Source organism: Aquimarina spongiae (assembly GCF_900141785.1).
Lineage (GTDB): Bacteria > Bacteroidota > Bacteroidia > Flavobacteriales > Flavobacteriaceae > Aquimarina > Aquimarina spongiae.
Genome location: NZ_FQYP01000001.1, coordinates 362,634 through 381,516, shown reverse-complemented (window position 1 = coordinate 381,516; position 18,883 = coordinate 362,634). Strand labels below are relative to the sequence as shown.

Sequence of the window (18,883 nt, the reverse complement as noted above, 5' to 3'; positions counted from 1 at the left end):
AACAGTTCATAGTTTTTTTTTATTTAATTTTGAAACGAACATTCCAATTAAAATGCCAAAAGTAGAAACCTTTGATAGAAAACAAGTATTGCAAAATGCAACTAATGTATTCCATAAAAATGGATACAACGGGACCTCTATGCAAGATTTGGTAGATGCTACTTCTCTTAATAGATCTAGTATCTATAATTCTTTTGGTAGTAAATTGGGGATGTTTATGGAAGTGCTTACTCATTATAGATCTTGTGGTAAGGACAACATGAAAAAAGAGTTGATTCATACCCATAACGCCTCCGACTCTATTAAAGCAATTTTCAACATGTATGTTGAGGACATCCTAAATGATACCAACAAAAAAGGTTGTCTTTTGGTAAACTGTAAGTCAGAAATGACCAATCAGGAACCAATGATCAAATCCTTTATGGAACAAAGTCAGGACCAAACCACAGCCATGTTAGAGGACATCGTCTACAAAGGTCAAATGGAAAAAATCTTTAATCAAGATCAAACTGCAGCCCAATATGCTTTATATCTATACTCAGCTATCCAAGGGTTGCGTATGACAGGCATATTAAACAACAATAAAGAAGAACTAGACAATTTAGTAAACACCATACTAAAGGCATTATATTAATTTTTTTTACTCTAATATGAAACGATCGTTTCAAATAAAACAAAAATAAAATGAAAACCTTATTAAGAATAGATAGTAGTCCAAGAAAATCCACCTCTATCAGCAGACAATTGGCAGATGTTCTGCAAAGCAAACTAGAAGCTGAAGTAAGCTATACTACCAAAAATAGAGACACCTATTATGACCAACTTATCCATTTGGGTAACGAAGACAGTGTAACGGCATACTTTACTCCGGAAAATGAACAAACCGCAACACAGAAAGAAGCCATCAAAGCTTCTAATATCCTAGCAACAGAGTTTGCAGAGGCTGATACTTATCTATTTGCGGTTCCTATGTATAATTTTAGCGTTTCTGCAGGATTAAAAACCTATATCGATCTTATTTCGAGAGCGGGAATCAGCTTTCAATACACCGAAAACGGACCTCAAGGATTACTTAAAAACAAAAAAGCCTATGTGATCATCACTACTGGTGGTACCAAACTAGGTACCGAAGTTGATCACGTAACAGGATATATGACCACTTTTCTCAATTTCTTAGGGATTACTGATATCGAATTTATTAATTCCGATTTAATCATGACCAATGCCGAAGAAATTCTGGAAGGAGCTAAAACTAAAATTCAAAACTTATCACTATAACATTAAAATAAAAAATGAAAAAATTAGAAAACAAAGTAGCCGTTATTACAGGAGCGAATAGCGGTATTGGATTAGCCACAGCAAAATTATACTTAGAAGAAGGTGCTAAGGTGGTAATTTCAGGAAGACGTCCAGAGGCACTAGAAGAAGTAGCTAATGAACTTGAAGGAGATTTTATAACTGTTACTGCTGATGTTTCAAAACCTGAAGACAATACCAAGCTCATTCAGGAAGCAGTAGCAGCTTACGGAAAAATTGATGTACTTTTCTTGAATGCAGGAATCGCACCTCCTACTCCTACTCACGAAGTAACCGAAGCACATTACGATTCACTATTCAACACTAATGTAAAAGGGCCTATTTTGGCAACAAAAGAAGCATTATCTCATATTAATGACGGGGGTACTATTTTATTCACTAATTCTATTGTTACACAAAAAGGGTTTGATGGTTTTAGTGTGTATTCTGCTACCAAAGGAGCTTTAAGAGCTTACCAAAGAGTATTAACTTCTGAAGTGAAATCACGCAAAATACGAGTAAACTCTATTGCTCCAGGACCAATTGCTACTCCTATTTACGACAAAATGGGATTACCACAAGAAACTATTGAAGAAATGGGATCAGGATTTGGGGAACAAGTACCATTAGGAAGATTCGGAACGTCTGAAGAGATTGCAAAAACTGCATTGTTTTTGGCCTCTGAAGACGCATCCTACATCAATGGTATTGAAATAGAAGTTGATGGTGGTTTAAGTCAAATCTAAATCAAAACAATAACATATAAAAGACCGTATGGTTTATAAACCATACGGTCTTTTATATGTTATTAGATCATCGTTTATAATTCTTTGATCTGTCGAATCATTTGATTGGTAAATCCCCATTCGTTGTCATACCAAATCATTAGTTTTACCAAATCTCCATCTACCACTCTGGTCATAGAAGCATCTACAATTGCTGCATATGGACTTTGTTGAATATCAGAAGAGACAATAGGTTCATAAGTAACATCCAATACTTCAGCATATCGATCTGTTCCAGATTCTTTTTGTAATATTTCATTGATTTCTTCGGGAGTAGTTGCTCTTTCGGCAATAAAAGTCACATCACTTATGGAGCCTACAGGAACAGGTGTTCTTACTGCGACCCCATCAAACCTGCCTCGATATTGTGGTAAAGCCTTCGTAGTAGCAATTGCAGCTCCAGTTGTCGTTGGAGTTAAATTAACTGCTCCAGCTCTTCCCATTCTTGGATTCTTTTTGGAAGGAGCATCCACCAAAGTTTGCGAGGCGGTGTACGCATGAATAGTATTCAAAATTGCTTTTTTAATACCTATAGTTCTTCCTAATATTTCTACTACTGGGCTAATATTATTTGTTGTACAACTTGCACAAGAAAATATACTGGTTTTTCCATCTTCTGTGTTTACTCCGTGCACAACGGTTGGAGTATCTATACTTTTTGTGGGGCCAGATATTACCACATTTGTGGCTCCTGCTTTAATATGCTTTTCGGCATCTTCTCTATTCGTAAAAAAACCCGTGCTCTCAATAACAATATCAACATTGTTTTCTTTCCACGGTAATTGTTCTGGATCACGTTGATTGAGATACATTATTTTTTGATCATCTACGACTAGGTGATCTCCCTCTACACTCACCTCTTTATCATACACGCCATATACACTGTCGTATTTTAAAAGATATTTTGCATTTTCGATGGTCATCAAATCATTAACGGCTACAATTTGCATATCTGGCTCGTCCATAATTACTTTCAATGCGGCTCTTCCTATCCGTCCGAACCCATTTATGGCTATTCTTTTCATATTTTTTTAAGTTAATGTTGGTAAAAAAGTTAAAGAGAAAACATCTGTCTTTCTCTATTATTTTTGTCGAAAAAAGATTATTAAAATTACTATTAAAAGCTTCAATCTTCTAATAAAGATACTCCATTCAAATCCGTGGTAAGCACATCACTCATATAATCAAAAAAAGGTCTTAACAACTCATAATGATAGATCACTTTATCCAAAAAGTCATCGGCAAAAACTTCTTGATCGGTAAAGCTATGAGATACAAAAAAAGATTTGTTTTTGATGAGATCTATTGCAGGGTGTTCCTTACTAAAACCCTTTGGAGCCGTCTTTACCTGAAACTCGGTATTAAATCCGCCAAAGGCTTTATCAAAATCAGGAGCTGACAATATTTCTCTAATTTCCTGGTCATCCATTTCAAACTCTTTCCGAATCCGCAATAAATCCGCTGGTTGAGGACCAAAAAATCCACCAGCTACCAAAGAGTTCCCTGGTTCTAATCGTAGGTAATATCCACCTCTTCTATGAGCCCCTGCTCTGCTGAAACTTGCACTTCGATGCACATTATAGGGGGTTTTATCTTTACTAAATCTAATATCTCTATTGATACGAAATACCTTCGTTTTCTCTATCTCATCATTTTCATTCAATCGTTCTACTATGGAAGCATAAAAAGCTTTTAATACCTTTTCTCCCGCTTGATATTCCTTTTTATTTTCGGTCATCCAATCCCGATGATTATTCTTTTTTAGTTTTTTTAAAAATTCAAATGCTGATTTTGGTATGGTATTCATAAGTTTTTCTTTACCACTAAATTTATCTAAAATCTACCTCCCAGTTTTAAGTTTAACTAAAAATTATGCATTTATGCCATTTTTAGGTTGGAGTTGTTATATTTCTTTTAAAAATGTAATGATTTGCAACTTATTGTGACTTATGTATTCTTTATTCTATATATTTACTAGAGTTTTAAACGTAAGATGATGTCCAAAGAGCGAGATGCTATCATAGCAAGAATAGAAGAGCAAAAGAAAAATCCCAATTTACGCCTCCGTTTAAAAGAGCGCACAGAGTATTTTACGAACTTGCTTTTTTATACCCTATTTGATTCAGATACCGAAGTAGCCAAAAATGTTGACCTTCTTGAAGAAACTTTTGAAGAGTTGATCGATTTGGCGTGTTGGGAAACTGAAAAACCATGTAGTAAACTTTGGCAATCTTACCTGGAAAAACTACCGGGTATTTTACAAAAATTAAATAGAGATGCCGAAGCTTTTATGAAAAGTGATCCTGCGGCAAATTCTATCGAAGAAGTCTATCTAGCCTATCCTGGGTTTTATGCCATTGCGATTTATCGATTGAGTCATGAATTACTAAAATTTGGATTACCTATGGTGCCGAGATTAATGACTGAGTATTCTCACCGACTTACGGGTACAGATATTAATCCGGGAGCAGAAATAGGAGAATCCTTCTTTATTGATCACGCCACGGGAATAGTGATTGGAGAAACTGCCATCATCAAAGATAATGTTAAGATTTATCAAGGAGTTACACTGGGTGGTCTTTATGTGGATCGTAAACTACGTAACGTAAAGCGACATCCTACTGTAGAAGATAACGTTACCATCTATGCTAATGCCACAATCTTGGGTGGTAGTACGGTTATTGGCGCCAATAGCACCATTGGTGGTAATGCTTGGATTACTTCTTCGGTACCAGAAAACTCCATCATTTCAAATACTTCAGAAATCAAGATTAAAAAAGTTGTTTAATGTCTCATAGCATTTTAGACCTGATTGGTAACACGCCTTTGGTAAAGGCAAAATCCCTTGTTAAAAACCCGAATATCACACTGTATCTAAAACTGGAAGGTCATAATCCCGGTGGGAGCGTTAAAGATCGTGCGGCATTTAATATGATCAAATCTGCACTGGATAGAGGAGATATAGACCAAAACACAAAATTGATTGAGGCAACTAGTGGTAATACCGGTATTGCCCTGGCTATGATTGCAGGAATCTTTGATCTCAATATAGAATTGGTCATGCCAGAGAACTCTACCAAAGAGCGGGTACAAACCATGAGAGCCTATGGAGCAAAAGTAACATTAACCTCCGCAGATATTGGTATTGAAGGATCAAGAGACTATGCAGAAGCAAAAGTAAACAACGAAGGCTATGTAATGCTAAATCAGTTTGGAAATGATGACAACTGGAAAGCACACTATAAAACCACTGGTCCTGAAATATGGAGAGATACCGAAGGTAAAATCACCCATTTTGTTTCTTCTATGGGAACCACGGGTACAATTATGGGGACTTCTACTTTCTTAAAGGAACAGTCTCAAGACATCCAAATTGTGGGTGTACAGCCCACAGATGACTCTAGAATACCGGGTATTAGAAAATGGCCAAAAGAATACTTGCCCAAAATTTTTAATCCGCAAAAAGTGGATCAGGTCATTGAAGTAAGCCAGGAAGAAGCCACAGCAATGGCCAAAAGATTAGCCAAAGAAGAAGGAGTTTTTGCCGGAATGAGTAGCGGTGGATCTGTTACAGCTGCCTTAAAGCTTGCAGAAACTTTAGAGAGCGGTGTTCTTGTTGCTATTATCTGTGATCGTGGAGATCGATACCTAAGTTCTGATCTTTTTGAGTAGATTTAGGGTAAACTTTCTCTTATGAACTTACAGCAAAATAAAGATAATGCCATTGCATTCTACAAAATGGCATATGAAGGTAATCCCAAAGAAGCGATAGAAAAATTTGTAGGTGCAGATTATATTCAACACAATCCCGATGTAAAAGACGGGAAATCTGGGTTTATAGCGTATTTTGAACGTATGCAACGTGAATATCCAGAAAAAACCATAGAATTTGTGCGTTGCATCGCCGAGGGAGATTTGGTCTCCTTGCATACCCATCAAACATGGCCGGGAAATGATCAATACGTAACCATGGACTTTTTTCGTTTTGACGAACAAGGAAAAATTGTTGAACATTGGGATGCCATACAGCAAATTCCTGAACATTCTGCAAATAAGAATACCATGTATTGATTTCTAGTCGATGACGTCATCCTGGAATTGACCAAAAATACACACAGTTTCAAAAAATAAAACTGAACACTTCTATTATTGTAATTTAATTTATTATACTACCATTTTTACCGAATACAGTATTGCTAATACTATGCCTGAATCACAACTGATACTAAACACCCTTAAAGAATATTTTGGATATGACAGCTTTCGTGATCTCCAAAAGGAAATCATAGAAGCTGTTTTTGAAGGAAAGGATAATCTGGTTATTATGCCCACCGGCGGTGGTAAATCGATTTGTTATCAACTACCTGCGTTATTATTACCTGGTATCACTTTGGTTATTTCTCCATTAATCGCCTTGATGAAGGATCAGGTAGATGGATTAAAGGCTAACGGAATTAAAGCTGCCTTTGTAAATAGTAGTCAAGACGAAGCAGAACAACAAGAAATATTTCAGGATATCGCTAATCTGGCTATTAAAATACTCTATGTTGCTCCGGAAAGCTTACACTTTTTGGAAGGGCTACTCAGCGAAATAGAAATTAGTCTAATCGCCATTGATGAAGCCCATTGTATTTCAGCCTGGGGACATGATTTCAGACCAGCCTATACCCAACTTGGATACCTGAAAAAACAATTTCCTAAAACGCCAATAATTGCCCTAACCGCTACAGCGGACAAAGCTACAAGAAAAGATATTTGTGATCAATTAAATATCCCTAATGCCAAATTACATCTGGCATCTTTTGATCGTAAAAATCTTGCACTAGAAGTACGCCCCGGAAATAAGCGTATCGAGCAAATCTATACTTTCCTTTCTGATAAACCTTTTCAAAGTGGTATCATTTATTGCTTGAGCAGAAAAACTACAGAAGCGCTTGCAGAGAAGTTAAACAACAAAGGTTTTAGTGCTGCAGCATATCATGCTGGGATCGAACATCAAAAACGAGCAGAAGTACAAGAAAAGTTTATTAATGACAGTATACAAATAGTATGTGCCACTATCGCCTTTGGTATGGGGATCGACAAATCCAATGTACGATGGGTAATTCATTATAACTTACCCAAAAACATAGAAGGGTACTATCAAGAGATTGGTCGTGCCGGCCGTGACGGCCTTCCCTCTTCTACCCTATTATTTCATAGTTATGCCGATGTTGTACAACTGCAAAAGTTTGCAGATATGTCTGGTAATAAAGAAATCCAATTGGCAAAATTGGATAGAATGAAACAATACGCAGAATCCTTGAGTTGCAGACGCAAAATACTATTGAGCTATTTTGGAGAATTGATAGAAAAAGATTGCGGTAATTGCGATGTTTGCAATAATCCGCCTACTATTATCGATGGGACAACCCTGGCCCAAAAAGCCTTATCCTGTGTGACAAGAATTAAAGAACAAGAACCTATTGGAACGGTAATAGATGTTCTTCGAGGTGCACAAAATGCAATTGTTGTTGATCAAGGATATCAAAACCTTAAAACCTACGGTATTGGTCGCGACATTGCCTGGAGAGATTGGCAACAATATATCATACAACTCATCAATCAAGGATACCTAGAAATTGCATTTCATCAAAATAACAAACTAAAGCTAACTGCTTTATCCAAGAAAGTATTGTTTGAAGGAGAAAAGGTAAGTCTTGCACATTTAAAAGAATTGGAGAAGGTAAAACAGCCGGTGATCAACACGAATCAGGTTGCGAGTAATGATTTATTTGAAAAGCTAAGATTATTGCGTTTAGAACTTGCCAAAAAAGCAGGAATTCCCGCATATCAAATTTTCAATGATGCTACTTTACGGGAAATGGAAAAGCACAAACCTGTAACCGATGAAGAATTTATACAGATCAATGGTGTAGGACGCCAAAAGATGCAAAATTACGGCTATCAGTTTATCAAAGAGATTCAAGCTTTTGTAGACCCTCCAAAAAAGAAAAAGAAAACCACCAAAAAGGGAAAAACCCATACAGAAACATTAACCCTTTTGAAGAATGGGCTTTCTTTGGAAGAAATTGCAGTTCAAAGAAAATTGACGGCTAGTACAATTTTTTCTCATATCTTCAAACTATACGAAGATGGTGAAGCCATAGATCTGCATCAATTTATCGATAAGGAAAATATTACTGCTATTCAAAAAGCTAAAGAATTATTGAACAGTCCCGAAACGCTCAAACCCTATTACGAACACTTTGAAGGGTCAGTAGATTACAACACTATAAAAATTGGTTTGGCTATATTAGATAAAAAAGACTCGACTACTTAACTATAATTTTATGTCTTCACATATCATTTTTGGTGCTGGATTGATAGGAGGGTTTCTAGGAGGTATATTTACTTCTTTGGGACAGGATACTCGGTTGGTTTGTCGCCCACAAACCCAAAAGAAATTAGCAAACGGACTCCGATTGACTGACTATCATAAAAATGAAGTCAATATTCCTAAGTTATATTTTATCGATTCAGAAATACCTCCGGCAACCGACAATAATATGCATTGTCGTTTTCTTTGGATTACTGTGAAGTGCACTGCAATTCAAAAGGTGAGCAATGATATCAAACCATTTGTAGGCCCAAATACTATAATTTTATGTTGTCAAAACGGTTTAGGTTCTGAGCAAATCATTAAGGAGCATTTTCCTAATAATCAGATTTTACGAGTTATGGTTCCTTTTAATGTGGCAGAACCTGCTCCTGGCCATTTGCATCGTGGATCAGAGGGGACTTTACATATAGAAACATCAGTAGAACAACCTGAAGTAATTACAGAATTGGTGGAAGTACTGGATAGTAAAATGTTACCCGTTAAAGAAACCAAAGCCATGCTGGAATTACAGTGGGCTAAATTACAACTCAACCTGGGAAATAGTGTGAATGCATTGGCTGATATTCCAGTCAAAAATATGCTTCAACAGCGAGGCTATCGTTTGGTGATAGCGGCATTAATGAAAGAATTGCTAAAGGTTACTGATTCTTTAGAGATTCAATTACCCAAACTTACATCCTTGCCTGCAAGGTACCTTCCTTTGATATTGAGCTTACCTAATTTTCTTTTTAATCTGGTGGCCAACAAGATGCTAGCCATAGATCCCACGGTACGAACATCAATGTGGTGGGATCTTTCTCAAGGAAAAAACACAGAAATCGATTATTTGAATGGTGCGATTATCAAAGCTGCTCAAAAACATGAAATAGCCTGCCCAGCCAATACAAGAATCATTCAATTGATAAAAGAAAGTGAAATTGCAAATGCTTCTTCTCTTCCCAGAAAAAGGATAGAGGCAACCACCTTATTAAAAGAGATTGCCTAGAAGCTCAAGAAGTCTGTTTAGTCCTTCGGAAAATACTTTTTATCATCATCCGAAACTAAAGGATCTTCAACTGCTTTTTTTAGGAGTTCTGCATGTTCCTCAGCGTTATAATGAAACAATAAAGTATTTAATTCTTTGATAGAGATCCCCTGGATATTTTCATTCTCCAGAATGAACTCATCGCCTGCACTTACAGATCCAGGCTCGATTACTCTCACGTATACTCCAGACAACTTAGAATCAATAAATTGTTTGATAATCGCAGGACTTCCGAATCGCACACCCAGCTTATAGCACGGTTGCCTGGGTCTCGAAATCTGCACCTTTGCAGTCCCTAGTTGATAAATGGACCCTATTTTAATCGCCTCTTCCTGAAAACCTGAAACAGTTAGATTTTCTCCAAACATTCCATAATTCCAGTCTAAATCGGGATACTTTTCTTTCCAAAAAGGATAATGCTCCGCTGCATACAAATAGCAAGCTTTATCAACCCCACCATGATATCTCCTGTCAATAACGTGATCTCCAGCTACATCTTCTTTATCTAAAAAAATCGGTTGGTCCACTGGGTATTTATAAATCCCTGTTTTCACTTCTTTCCCTCTCCAAAGTATGGTTGTGGGTTCACCTATGTTTGTTGATAACACTTTCATTATATTATGGTTTTAAGTCTACTTTATTCAGAATCAAGCCTGATCCTGGTACGATATGCTCTAGTACAATTTCTTCTGCATCTGGGTTCAACGTCTGTTTTATAAAATCCAAATCCACTTTTCCTTTACCCAAATCCAACAAAACCCCCATCATTAATCGAATCTGATTTCTTTTAAACCCTTCTCCTTTTACTCGTAAAAGATAACTCTCTTCTGGAAAAAAATTAGCCATATAGACATCATTTTTTTCTATCTCACAATAAAGTATTTCTCCTTCCAAAATCGTGTGCTCCGAAGGGCGATGGCAATACGATCTAAAATTATGTTTTCCAACAAACAATTGGGCTGCTTTTTTCATGATTTCTATATCCAAATCTTCTAAAACATTGTACATAAATGGAGCACAAAATGGATGAAACTTTGAACCAAAAGAAAACAGGTATAAATATTCCTTGACTTTTGGAGATCGAATGATATTAAAATGCTCGTCGGTAACACTTATCTTCAAAGCTCTAATATCCTGTGGAAGATTTCTATTGAAGATGGGCAAAAATTCTTCGACATCCAAAGGAGCATGATCTACAAACAATTCTATAAATGCATGATTGGCAGATACCTTTGCATCCGTTCTTCCCGCTGCTAATACTTTAAAATCTTTATGTTCCAAAACATAGGCAACTGTACGTTCTACCATTCTTTGCAATGTGTTTACTGTAGGTTGTTTTTGCCAACCGTGATATCTAAACCCTAAATATTGTAATTCTAGTAAATAATAGAAACGTTTTCTAAACATTGATTTTTATTATGTAGTCCCCGAATATAGATAAATTATGTATTTCAACGATAAAACACTCTTTTTTAATCCTAAAACTTTCAAAAAAATAAGTGAAGAATCACTATATTTGAGTAAATCTAATTAATAATTTAAAATCAACTTTGTTATGGTAAAAGCTAAGTATCAAGAAGTTTTGGATCTAGGACAACAATTAAATATCCAAGGCGGTGATGTCTCTGAAGAAAACGGAACTCTTAAAATAAAGGGAACGGCAAAGACTCAATACGAGAAAAATCTACTTTGGGACAAAATTAAAGAAATTGGTGGTGAATCTCCATCAGATATTATGGCTGACATCGACGTATCAGATAATTCTGTTTATCATAGGCATACGGTAAAAAGTGGAGAATCATTAAGTAAAATAGCTAAACACTATTATGGTGACCCAATGAAATACAAACAAATCTTTGAGGCGAATACTAACATTCTTAAAAATCCAGATGTTATCCATCCAGATCAGGAATTAGTGATCCCAAATCTCTAAGAAAGTATTTTCCATACTATAAAAAAACAACAGAAAAGTCGCAATACATTGTTATTGCGACTTTTTTTTGAATAAAAACACCTCTAAAAAGTAGCTTTTTTATGTATTATATCGATTTTTTGCTCTTTTCACCCTGAAAAACAAGTAAATTCCGCCAATTACCCTAATTATTTTGTGGTTTTACCGTATTTTTATGCTTTGAAACCAAAGCTCAACTTGTATGAACAGGATATTACTAATTATTGTACTATGCTATTCAATACCTACATGTGCCCAATCACTGTCAAAAACAGACATTATTTACGAACGTAAAGATCAGGTGGTATTGAATACCGGAAAGTCTTATCAAATTGTTAACGAAAAGGCTTTTTATGAAGTGACTGATATCTCTATAAAAAGATTTATCACTGTCCAGAATAATGATCTGATGCTAAATCGTGTATTGGTTATTCGTGGAGGTGATGAATATATCGAGATTATAGAATGGACCAAAAATACCCTAAGGTATTATGAATCCAGAAACATTATCAAATACACCAATGAACACGATTATGTTTCTGACACCAATTAACTAAGAGTTCTTAATTTTTGTTTGTGCTAATATTAGTATCTGCTCAAACTGTTGATCAAGAGTAAGATTAGAGTTGTCTATTTTGATAGCATCGCTAGCTTTTCTCAAAGGCGAGTCTTTTCTTGTACTGTCGATATGATCTCTGTTGACTACATTTTTTAGAACATCTTCATAACTTACATCGTCCCCCCTTTCCTTTAGTTCTAAATAGCGTCGTTCTGCTCGATCCTTTGCAGTAGCTGTCATAAATAATTTCAATTCTGCATTAGGAAATACTACCGTTCCTATATCCCTACCATCCATAACAATACCTTTATCTTTACCCATTTCTTGTTGTTGTTCTACCAATTTTTTACGAACAGCAGATACTGCAGCGATCTTACTTACATGTCTGGATACAGATAACCCACGTATTTCTTTTTCAATATTTTCATCATTCAAAATCACCTCTGCCAACCCATTATTTGCGTTTCTTTCAAATCTAATACGTATCAAAGGCAACTCACTTTCCAAGGCTCTCACATCAAAATGATCAACATCTATATATCCCTTTCGCATTGCATATAATGTAACTGCTCTATACATAGCTCCAGTATCTACGTATATATAGTGCAAAGCTTTTGCCAACTGTTTAGCTACTGTACTTTTTCCTGTAGATGAATGCCCATCTATTGCAATAATGATTTTATTATTTTTCAAGCTGTATTCCTGTTTTCAGAATTTAATTCAACATCAAAAATACCTTAAACAATCCAAACTAACTCATATTCGAGTAAAAAGTTAAAATCCTACCCCCTTACTTCAGGAACTCAAACTGCCCTCAACGACATTAGACACATCCTAATACATCGGTTCAGGCTTTGTATACAATATTTAAGTAATTGTAAAGTTATTACATGAAACGCCCTTTTGCATGACAAGAAGTTACTTTTAAGACCTTAAATCGACATCTATTAACCTAAACACGCAAATATGGGCTTCTTTGATTTTCTTAATGAAAAGATCGCCATAGATCTTGGCACTTCAAATACTTTAATTACCTACAAAGGGAAAATAGCAATCAATCACCCTTCTATAGTTGCCATCAACAGATTAACTGGTAAAATTATCGGCGTTGGTAAGGAAGCCGGCATGATGAAGGGAAAGATCAACAAAAATATACAGACGTTGCACCCTTTTAAAAATGGAGTTATTTCTAATTTTGATGCCGGAGAAAAGATGCTGAAAGCATTTATCAAGCAACTATCCACGCTTAAATCTTCTTTCTTTACTTCCTCTTACAATATGATTATATCTATACCCTGCGGAAGCACAGAAGTAGAAATGAGAGCGGTAAAGGAGTCAGCTAAAAGATTAAATGCAAAAAATGTTTTCCTCATACACGAGCCTATAGCTGCTGCAATTGGTGGTGGGATCAATGTGTTAGAACCCAAGGGAAACATGGTTGTCGATATTGGTGGAGGAACTACAGAAATTGCAGTAATCTCTATAGGAAGTATTATTAGTGGGCAATCTGTAAAAATAGCAGGTAATGTTTTTAACGAAGACATCATGCAGTACGTAAGAGAACATCGTAATCTTCATATTGGGGAATCTATGGCAGAAAAGGTAAAACTACAAATTGGTTCTGCAGTATCTGATTTAAAAAAACCACCACCTGATATGAAAATTGAAGGAAGAGATTTGCTTACCGGAAAGCCAAAACAAATTTCTTTGTCTTATAAAGAAATTGAAAGAAGTTTGGATAAATCTATTTCACAAATAGAAAATGCTATCATGGAAACATTATCTGAAATTCCACCAGAAATCTCTGCCGACATTTATAATTCTGGTATTTATTTAACTGGAGGTGGATCCATGCTCAGGGGATTAGACCAACGTTTATCCTGGTCAACAGAACTACCCGTACATCTTGGAGATCAACCTCTGAAAACCGTTGTGAAAGGAAGCGAAATTGTACTCAAAAATTTAGATCGCTATACCGGAGTATTGGTGAGAAAAAAATAAAAAAAGCAGAACATTACGTTCTGCTTTTTGTTTATAATTTTTTGGGTTTTTTTACCTTGATATTTGTTATTGCTATTTTAAGAACATCACCCATATCCTTGACATAATGAAAAGTCAGTCCTTTTAGGTATTCTGCCTTTATCTCTTCGATATCTCTTCTATTGTCTTCACAAAGCAGGATCTCTTTGATATGAGCGCGTTTTGCAGCAAGGATTTTCTCTTTAATACCTCCTACTGGTAATACTTTACCTCGCAACGTTATTTCACCCGTCATAGCAAGGCTTTTCTTTACTTTACGTTGTGTAAATAATGAAACCAAAGAGGTTAACATGGTAACTCCTGCGCTGGGTCCATCTTTGGGAGTTGCTCCTTCTGGCACATGGATATGCACATTATATTTATCAAAAATCTCAGGATTAATCCCTAGTGTATCTGCATTAGCTTTGATATACTCCATGGCTATAGTAGCAGATTCTTTCATCACTTTACCCAAGTTTCCGGTAATCGTAAGATTTCCTTTCCCTTTGGATAAAATAGACTCTATAAATAAAATATCTCCTCCAACGCTGGTCCACGCCAAACCGGTAACCACTCCTGCTACTTCATTACTTTCGTATTTATCTCTCTCTAATCTAGGAGCCCCCAATACTTCAATAACATCCTCGTTGGTTACTTTTATATTATACTCCTCCTCCATCGCAATATTTTTTGCCGCATAGCGAACCATTTTTGCGATTTGTTTTTCCAGTCCTCTAACACCAGACTCTCGAGTATACCCTTCTATGATTTTTTCTAACTGTACTTTTCCTATTTTAAGATGGGTATTGGTTAACCCATGCTCTTCCAATTGTTTTGGAAGTAAATGTTGCTTGGCTATCTCAACTTTTTCCTCGATAGTATATCCAGTAACGTTAATGATTTCCATTCGATCTCGCAGCGCGGGCTGGATTGTTGCCAGGCTATTTGAAGTTGCAATAAACATCACTTTTGATAAATCAAATCCCATCTCGAGGAAGTTATCGTGAAACTCCGAATTTTGCTCAGGATCCAATACTTCTAATAAGGCAGAAGACGGATCTCCCTGATTCCCTACAGAAAGTTTATCGATCTCGTCTAGTACAAAGACAGGATTGCTTGTTCCTGCTTTTTTAAGACTTTGAATGATTCTACCTGGCATTGCACCGATATAGGTCTTTCTATGCCCTCGTATTTCGGCTTCATCTCTTAAACCACCCAAGGATATTCTTACATACTCTCTTCCCAAAGCTTCGGCTACAGACTTCCCTAATGAGGTTTTACCCACACCTGGAGGTCCATAAAGACAAAGAATAGGAGATTTCATATCATTACGCAGTTTTAATACTGCCAGGTATTCTATTATTCGGCGTTTTACTTCGTCTAGACCATAATGGTCTTTATCCAATATTTTCTTTGCTCGTTTTAGGTCAAACTTATCTGTACTGTATTCATTCCAAGGCAAATCAAGAAACAGATCCAGATAGTTACGTTGTATCGAATACTCTGCAACTTGAGGATTCATACGTTGCATTTTTGAAAGTTCTTTTTCAAAATGCTTGGCTATCTTTTCATCCCATTTCTTTTCTTTGCTTCGCATGCGCATATCCTCCAGCTCATCTTCATGTGAAACTCCTCCAAGTTCTTCTTGAATCGTTTTCATTTGTTGATGCAGAAAATATTCGCGTTGTTGCTGGCTCATATCATGTTGCACTTTACTTTGAATCACATTTTTAAGCTCCAGTTTTTGGAACTCTACGTTCATGAACTTCAATGTTGCCAATGCTCTCTCTTGCAGATCGTTGATTTCTAAAAGATTTTGTTTTTCCTCTACAGGAAGATTCAGATTAGAAGAAACGAAATTGATCAAAAAAGAATTACTCTCTATATTCTTGATGGCAAAAGAAGCCTCAGAAGGAATATTAGGACTTTCCTTAATAATTTCTAGCGCAAGGTCTTTAATAGATTCAATAATTGCACTAAACTCTTTATTTTCTTTTGTAGGTCTTGTTTCTGGTACTTCTTTTACCTTAGCTTTGATGTAAGGGTTTTCTGCAACTACATCCTCTATTTCAAATCTTTTTTTCCCTTGCAGAATCACCGTAGTATTGCCATCAGGCATTTTCAAGACTCTAAGAATACGAGCTACCACTCCAATTTTGTTGATATCCTGTAAGGAAGGATTTTCTACTCCTTCTTCTTTTTGAGAAACTACGCCTATAGTTTTATTTCCACTGTTTGCTTCGTTCAGCAATTTTATGGATTTGTCTCTTCCAGCAGTAATAGGAATTACCACTCCTGGAAACAATACGGTATTTCTAAGCGGTAAAATTGGTAAAACCTCAGGTAATGATTCCTTATTAATTTCCTCTTCATCCTCTGGAGTTAATAATGGTATTAACTCTGCTTCCTCATCTATCCCTTGAAATGACAAACTGTCAAGTGTTGTAAATTTGGTTTTCGCCATAAGTATATATAAAAGTCATTTTGTCATTAAGACAATTGACATATCTTTTAAAGTTACTATAATCAGATTAAAAAAATCAATAAAAACCCAATAAAATCAGATTCTTAGCGTGTAATGCTACTTCTATATTTCAATTGTTATGCCACAAACTTTAAAAAAAAAATTTAAAAACTGTAACAAACTGTATCATTCTATATCTTTAGGTTAAAGTAAACTATTTTTTTTGTCACTAACCCAACTAAATACAGAGCAATTAATTGCGAAATGTCGTAAACAACATCAAGGTGCGCAACTTGAGGTTTACAATCGCTATTACAAAGCTATGTTTAATGCAGCTTTACGAATCATAAAAGATTCTGCAGAAGCGGAAGATGTTATGCAAGAGGCTTTTTTAACTGCCTTTACAAAGCTACCTATGTTAGAAGACAATAAAATGTTTGGCGCCTGGTTAAAGAAAATTGTTGTGAACTCTAGTATCACTGCTTTACGCAAAAAGGACACCTATAAAGAGGTAGCTCTGGAAACTGTTGAATATGGCTTGAGTGATACCGACGGAATCGCAGAAGAAGATTTAACACAAATAAAGGCGAATACAGTTCTAAGTACACTAAAACAACTAAAAGAAAGTTACAGCACTGCATTATCATTACACCTCATTGAAGGGTATGATTATGAAGAAATCTGTGAGATCATGAATATATCATATTCTAATTGTCGTACGCTTGTTTCGCGCGCAAAAGAAAGCCTACGAAAAAAATTACAGCCGGTATGAAAGAGGACAATATTGAAAAACTGTTTGAACAAATGAAAGATCAGCTAGACATATTTGAACCTGCTGATGGGCATAAAACAAGATTTTTGGATAAACTACAACAACAAAGTGAAGTTGTTCAACTATCAACCAAAAAGAAAAGTTGGTACAAACCTTTGGCCATTGCTGCTTCTATTGCAATCCTTATGGGTGTAGCTACAATGTTTACATCTTATGAGCCCAAAGAGAAAGCAGATCTAGCTAGTGTTTCGCCGCAAATGGAAGAAACCCAAACGTTTTTCACCTCTGCCATTCAGCAACAACTAGAAGAAATTGATCAAATTTCTTCGCCAGAAACCAAGGCATTAGTAAAAGATGCTATGAATTTGTTAGAAAAACTTGAGTCTGACTATGAGGATCTAAAGAAAGACCTGGTACACAGTGGAAATGATAAACGTGTAATCAGTGCTATGATTAGAAACTTTCAAAAAAGAGCAAGTTTGCTTGAAGATGTACTTCAAAAAATCAACGAAATAAACGAATTAAAAATATCCGAAAATGAAAACGCTATTCTATAAGATAATACTATTACTCTTGTTTCCTGTGGCCGTAATTGCAAACAATGGAGAGCTAAAAGGAAAATACACCAAAGAGAAAACACTAAACAAAGAATTCTCTGTGAGCCCAAATGCCTTGTTAAAAATCAGTAACGATTATGGGAATCTTGATATCACCTCTTGGAATGAAAATCGCATCGTAATGCAAATCAGCATAAAAGTAAGTGGTAATAATGAAGAAAAGGTAATTAAAAAGCTAGAATCCATAGATGTAGATTTTGAATCTTCATCGCAAATGGTAAGCGCAAAAACTACCTTCAATAAAGGAGATCGCTCCTGGTGGGATAAATGGACCAACAATTGGGGAAACAATTTAAGTTTAAAAATCAACTATACTGTAAAAGTCCCGGTTACCAACAGTGTTGATCTTAATAATGACTACGGAAGTATTACCCTAGATAAGATAGAGGGGGATGCTAATATTAACTGTGACTACGGACAAATTATTTTGGGTGAATTATTAGGAAAGAATAATGATATTAACATTGATTATACCAATAACAGTACGATAAAATACATGAAGACTGGTAAGATCAATGCAGATTACTCAAACTTTGAGGTGGGAAGCAGCGAAAAAATAAACTTGAATGCTGATTATACTCAATCGAAATTTAAATCCGTAAAAGCCATTAACTATAATTGTGATTATGGAGGAATTAGAATCCAGAATGCAGATAAGATTATTGGAAATTCTGACTATGTAGACACCAAGATAGGGAGTGTATCAAACACCCTTAATATAGAATCAGATTACGGTTCGATAGATGTAGAATCTCTAAAATCGTCTATAAAAACTGTGAGTATTGACACTGATTATACTGGGGTTGATATTGGATACGAAGCTGGGGGTAGCTTTAATTTTTACATCAAAACTTCTTACGGAGGCATTAAATTGGATGACAGTATCAACGTTCAGAAAAAGTACAGTAAAGACTCTAAAAAAGAGTATCAGGGATATGTGGGTGAACCCAATACCGGAAACACGATGAACATCTATTCTAGCTATGGAGGAATCAAACTCAGAAAAAACTAAAA

General features: G+C 35.7%; 20 protein-coding genes. 14 read left to right on the top strand and 6 right to left on the bottom strand.

Translation table 11 applies throughout. The features are described 5' to 3' along the window. Window positions 1-52: 52 nt before the first annotated feature. From BUE24_RS01625 to BUE24_RS01615, 3 genes are read left to right on the top strand one after another with little or no spacing between them, the layout of a single operon-like run. Entirely contained in the window at window positions 53-634 is a 582-nt protein-coding gene (locus BUE24_RS01625; protein WP_073314395.1) for a TetR/AcrR family transcriptional regulator, read from the top strand. A 50-nt stretch (window positions 635-684) separates the two neighbouring features. Beyond that, window positions 685-1,278: an FMN-dependent NADH-azoreductase gene (locus BUE24_RS01620; protein WP_073312959.1), complete on the top strand. Its 594-nt coding sequence runs from the start codon at window positions 685-687 to the stop codon at window positions 1,276-1,278. A gap of 14 nt (window positions 1,279-1,292) precedes the next feature. Then, window positions 1,293-2,042 carry an SDR family NAD(P)-dependent oxidoreductase gene (locus tag BUE24_RS01615; protein ID WP_073312957.1) on the top strand — a complete coding sequence of 250 codons (750 nt, stop codon included), beginning with the start codon at window positions 1,293-1,295 and terminating at the stop codon, window positions 2,040-2,042. 74 nt (window positions 2,043-2,116) lie between these two features. Here the strand turns inward: BUE24_RS01615 and BUE24_RS01610 are convergent, their stop codons facing one another. Both BUE24_RS01610 and BUE24_RS01605 read right to left on the bottom strand, forming a co-directional pair. Next, a complete protein-coding gene (locus BUE24_RS01610; RefSeq protein ID WP_073312955.1) occupies window positions 2,117-3,106 on the bottom strand; it encodes a type I glyceraldehyde-3-phosphate dehydrogenase in 990 nt (329 codons plus the stop codon). 101 nt (window positions 3,107-3,207) lie between these two features. After that, window positions 3,208-3,888, bottom strand: coding sequence for a DUF2461 domain-containing protein (locus BUE24_RS01605; RefSeq protein WP_073312953.1), 681 nt, complete (start codon window positions 3,886-3,888; stop codon window positions 3,208-3,210). A 189-nt stretch (window positions 3,889-4,077) separates the two neighbouring features. Here BUE24_RS01605 and epsC point away from each other — a divergent pair, with 189 nt between their 5' ends. From epsC to BUE24_RS01580, 5 genes are all read left to right on the top strand, one after another. After that, window positions 4,078-4,869 carry a serine O-acetyltransferase EpsC gene (gene epsC, locus BUE24_RS01600; RefSeq protein WP_073312951.1) on the top strand — a complete coding sequence of 264 codons (792 nt, stop codon included), beginning with the start codon at window positions 4,078-4,080 and terminating at the stop codon, window positions 4,867-4,869. Then, window positions 4,869-5,753, top strand: coding sequence for a cysteine synthase CysM (cysM, locus tag BUE24_RS01595; protein ID WP_073312949.1), 885 nt, complete (start codon window positions 4,869-4,871; stop codon window positions 5,751-5,753). The genes epsC and cysM overlap by 1 nt, the downstream gene beginning before the upstream one ends. Window positions 5,754-5,774: 21 nt before the next feature. Further along, window positions 5,775-6,152 (top strand): nuclear transport factor 2 family protein, encoded by a 378-nt coding sequence (locus BUE24_RS01590; RefSeq protein WP_073312948.1) that lies wholly within the window; start codon window positions 5,775-5,777, stop codon window positions 6,150-6,152. 133 nt (window positions 6,153-6,285) lie between these two features. Continuing rightward, window positions 6,286-8,403: a DNA helicase RecQ gene (gene recQ / locus BUE24_RS01585; protein ID WP_073312946.1), complete on the top strand. Its 2,118-nt coding sequence runs from the start codon at window positions 6,286-6,288 to the stop codon at window positions 8,401-8,403. A 10-nt stretch (window positions 8,404-8,413) separates the two neighbouring features. Further along, window positions 8,414-9,448, top strand: a complete 1,035-nt coding sequence (locus tag BUE24_RS01580; protein ID WP_073312944.1) for a 2-dehydropantoate 2-reductase — start codon at window positions 8,414-8,416, stop codon at window positions 9,446-9,448. Window positions 9,449-9,465: 17 nt separating this feature from the next. Here the strand turns inward: BUE24_RS01580 and BUE24_RS01575 are convergent, their stop codons facing one another. Together BUE24_RS01575 and BUE24_RS01570 are read right to left on the bottom strand one after the other, a co-directional pair. After that, window positions 9,466-10,101 (bottom strand): MOSC domain-containing protein, encoded by a 636-nt coding sequence (locus BUE24_RS01575; protein ID WP_073312942.1) that lies wholly within the window; start codon window positions 10,099-10,101, stop codon window positions 9,466-9,468. A gap of 4 nt (window positions 10,102-10,105) precedes the next feature. Beyond that, window positions 10,106-10,894, bottom strand: coding sequence for a tRNA pseudouridine synthase A (locus BUE24_RS01570; protein WP_073312940.1), 789 nt, complete (start codon window positions 10,892-10,894; stop codon window positions 10,106-10,108). Between the two features lie 148 nt (window positions 10,895-11,042). On the opposite strand from BUE24_RS01570, the gene BUE24_RS01565 reads away from it, so the two are divergent. After that, window positions 11,043-11,420 carry a LysM peptidoglycan-binding domain-containing protein gene (locus tag BUE24_RS01565; protein ID WP_073312938.1) on the top strand — a complete coding sequence of 126 codons (378 nt, stop codon included), beginning with the start codon at window positions 11,043-11,045 and terminating at the stop codon, window positions 11,418-11,420. Window positions 11,421-11,640: 220 nt separating this feature from the next. Then, entirely contained in the window at window positions 11,641-11,991 is a 351-nt protein-coding gene (locus tag BUE24_RS01560) for a hypothetical protein (RefSeq protein ID WP_139241892.1), read from the top strand. On the opposite strand, the gene cmk is transcribed toward BUE24_RS01560, so the two are convergent. Further along, complete coding sequence (cmk, locus tag BUE24_RS01555; RefSeq protein ID WP_073312934.1) at window positions 11,992-12,690, bottom strand: (d)CMP kinase; 699 nt, start codon at window positions 12,688-12,690, stop codon at window positions 11,992-11,994. A 273-nt stretch (window positions 12,691-12,963) separates the two neighbouring features. On the opposite strand from cmk, the gene mreB reads away from it, so the two are divergent. Next, window positions 12,964-13,998 carry a rod shape-determining protein gene (gene mreB / locus BUE24_RS01550; protein WP_073312932.1) on the top strand — a complete coding sequence of 345 codons (1,035 nt, stop codon included), beginning with the start codon at window positions 12,964-12,966 and terminating at the stop codon, window positions 13,996-13,998. Window positions 13,999-14,029: 31 nt separating this feature from the next. On the opposite strand, the gene lon is transcribed toward mreB, so the two are convergent. Beyond that, entirely contained in the window at window positions 14,030-16,480 is a 2,451-nt protein-coding gene (gene lon, locus BUE24_RS01545; RefSeq protein WP_073312921.1) for an endopeptidase La, read from the bottom strand. 223 nt (window positions 16,481-16,703) lie between these two features. Here lon and BUE24_RS01540 point away from each other — a divergent pair, with 223 nt between their 5' ends. The 3 genes from BUE24_RS01540 to BUE24_RS01530 are packed head-to-tail and all read left to right on the top strand — an operon-like array spanning window position 16,704 to window position 18,881. Further along, window positions 16,704-17,252, top strand: coding sequence for an RNA polymerase sigma factor (locus BUE24_RS01540; RefSeq protein ID WP_073312920.1), 549 nt, complete (start codon window positions 16,704-16,706; stop codon window positions 17,250-17,252). Next, window positions 17,249-17,809 (top strand): hypothetical protein, encoded by a 561-nt coding sequence (locus tag BUE24_RS01535; RefSeq protein ID WP_073312918.1) that lies wholly within the window; start codon window positions 17,249-17,251, stop codon window positions 17,807-17,809. Before BUE24_RS01540 ends, BUE24_RS01535 begins: the two co-directional genes overlap by 4 nt. Beyond that, window positions 17,790-18,881: a DUF4097 family beta strand repeat-containing protein gene (locus BUE24_RS01530; RefSeq protein WP_073312917.1), complete on the top strand. Its 1,092-nt coding sequence runs from the start codon at window positions 17,790-17,792 to the stop codon at window positions 18,879-18,881. Before BUE24_RS01535 ends, BUE24_RS01530 begins: the two co-directional genes overlap by 20 nt. Window positions 18,882-18,883: the final 2 nt, after the last annotated feature.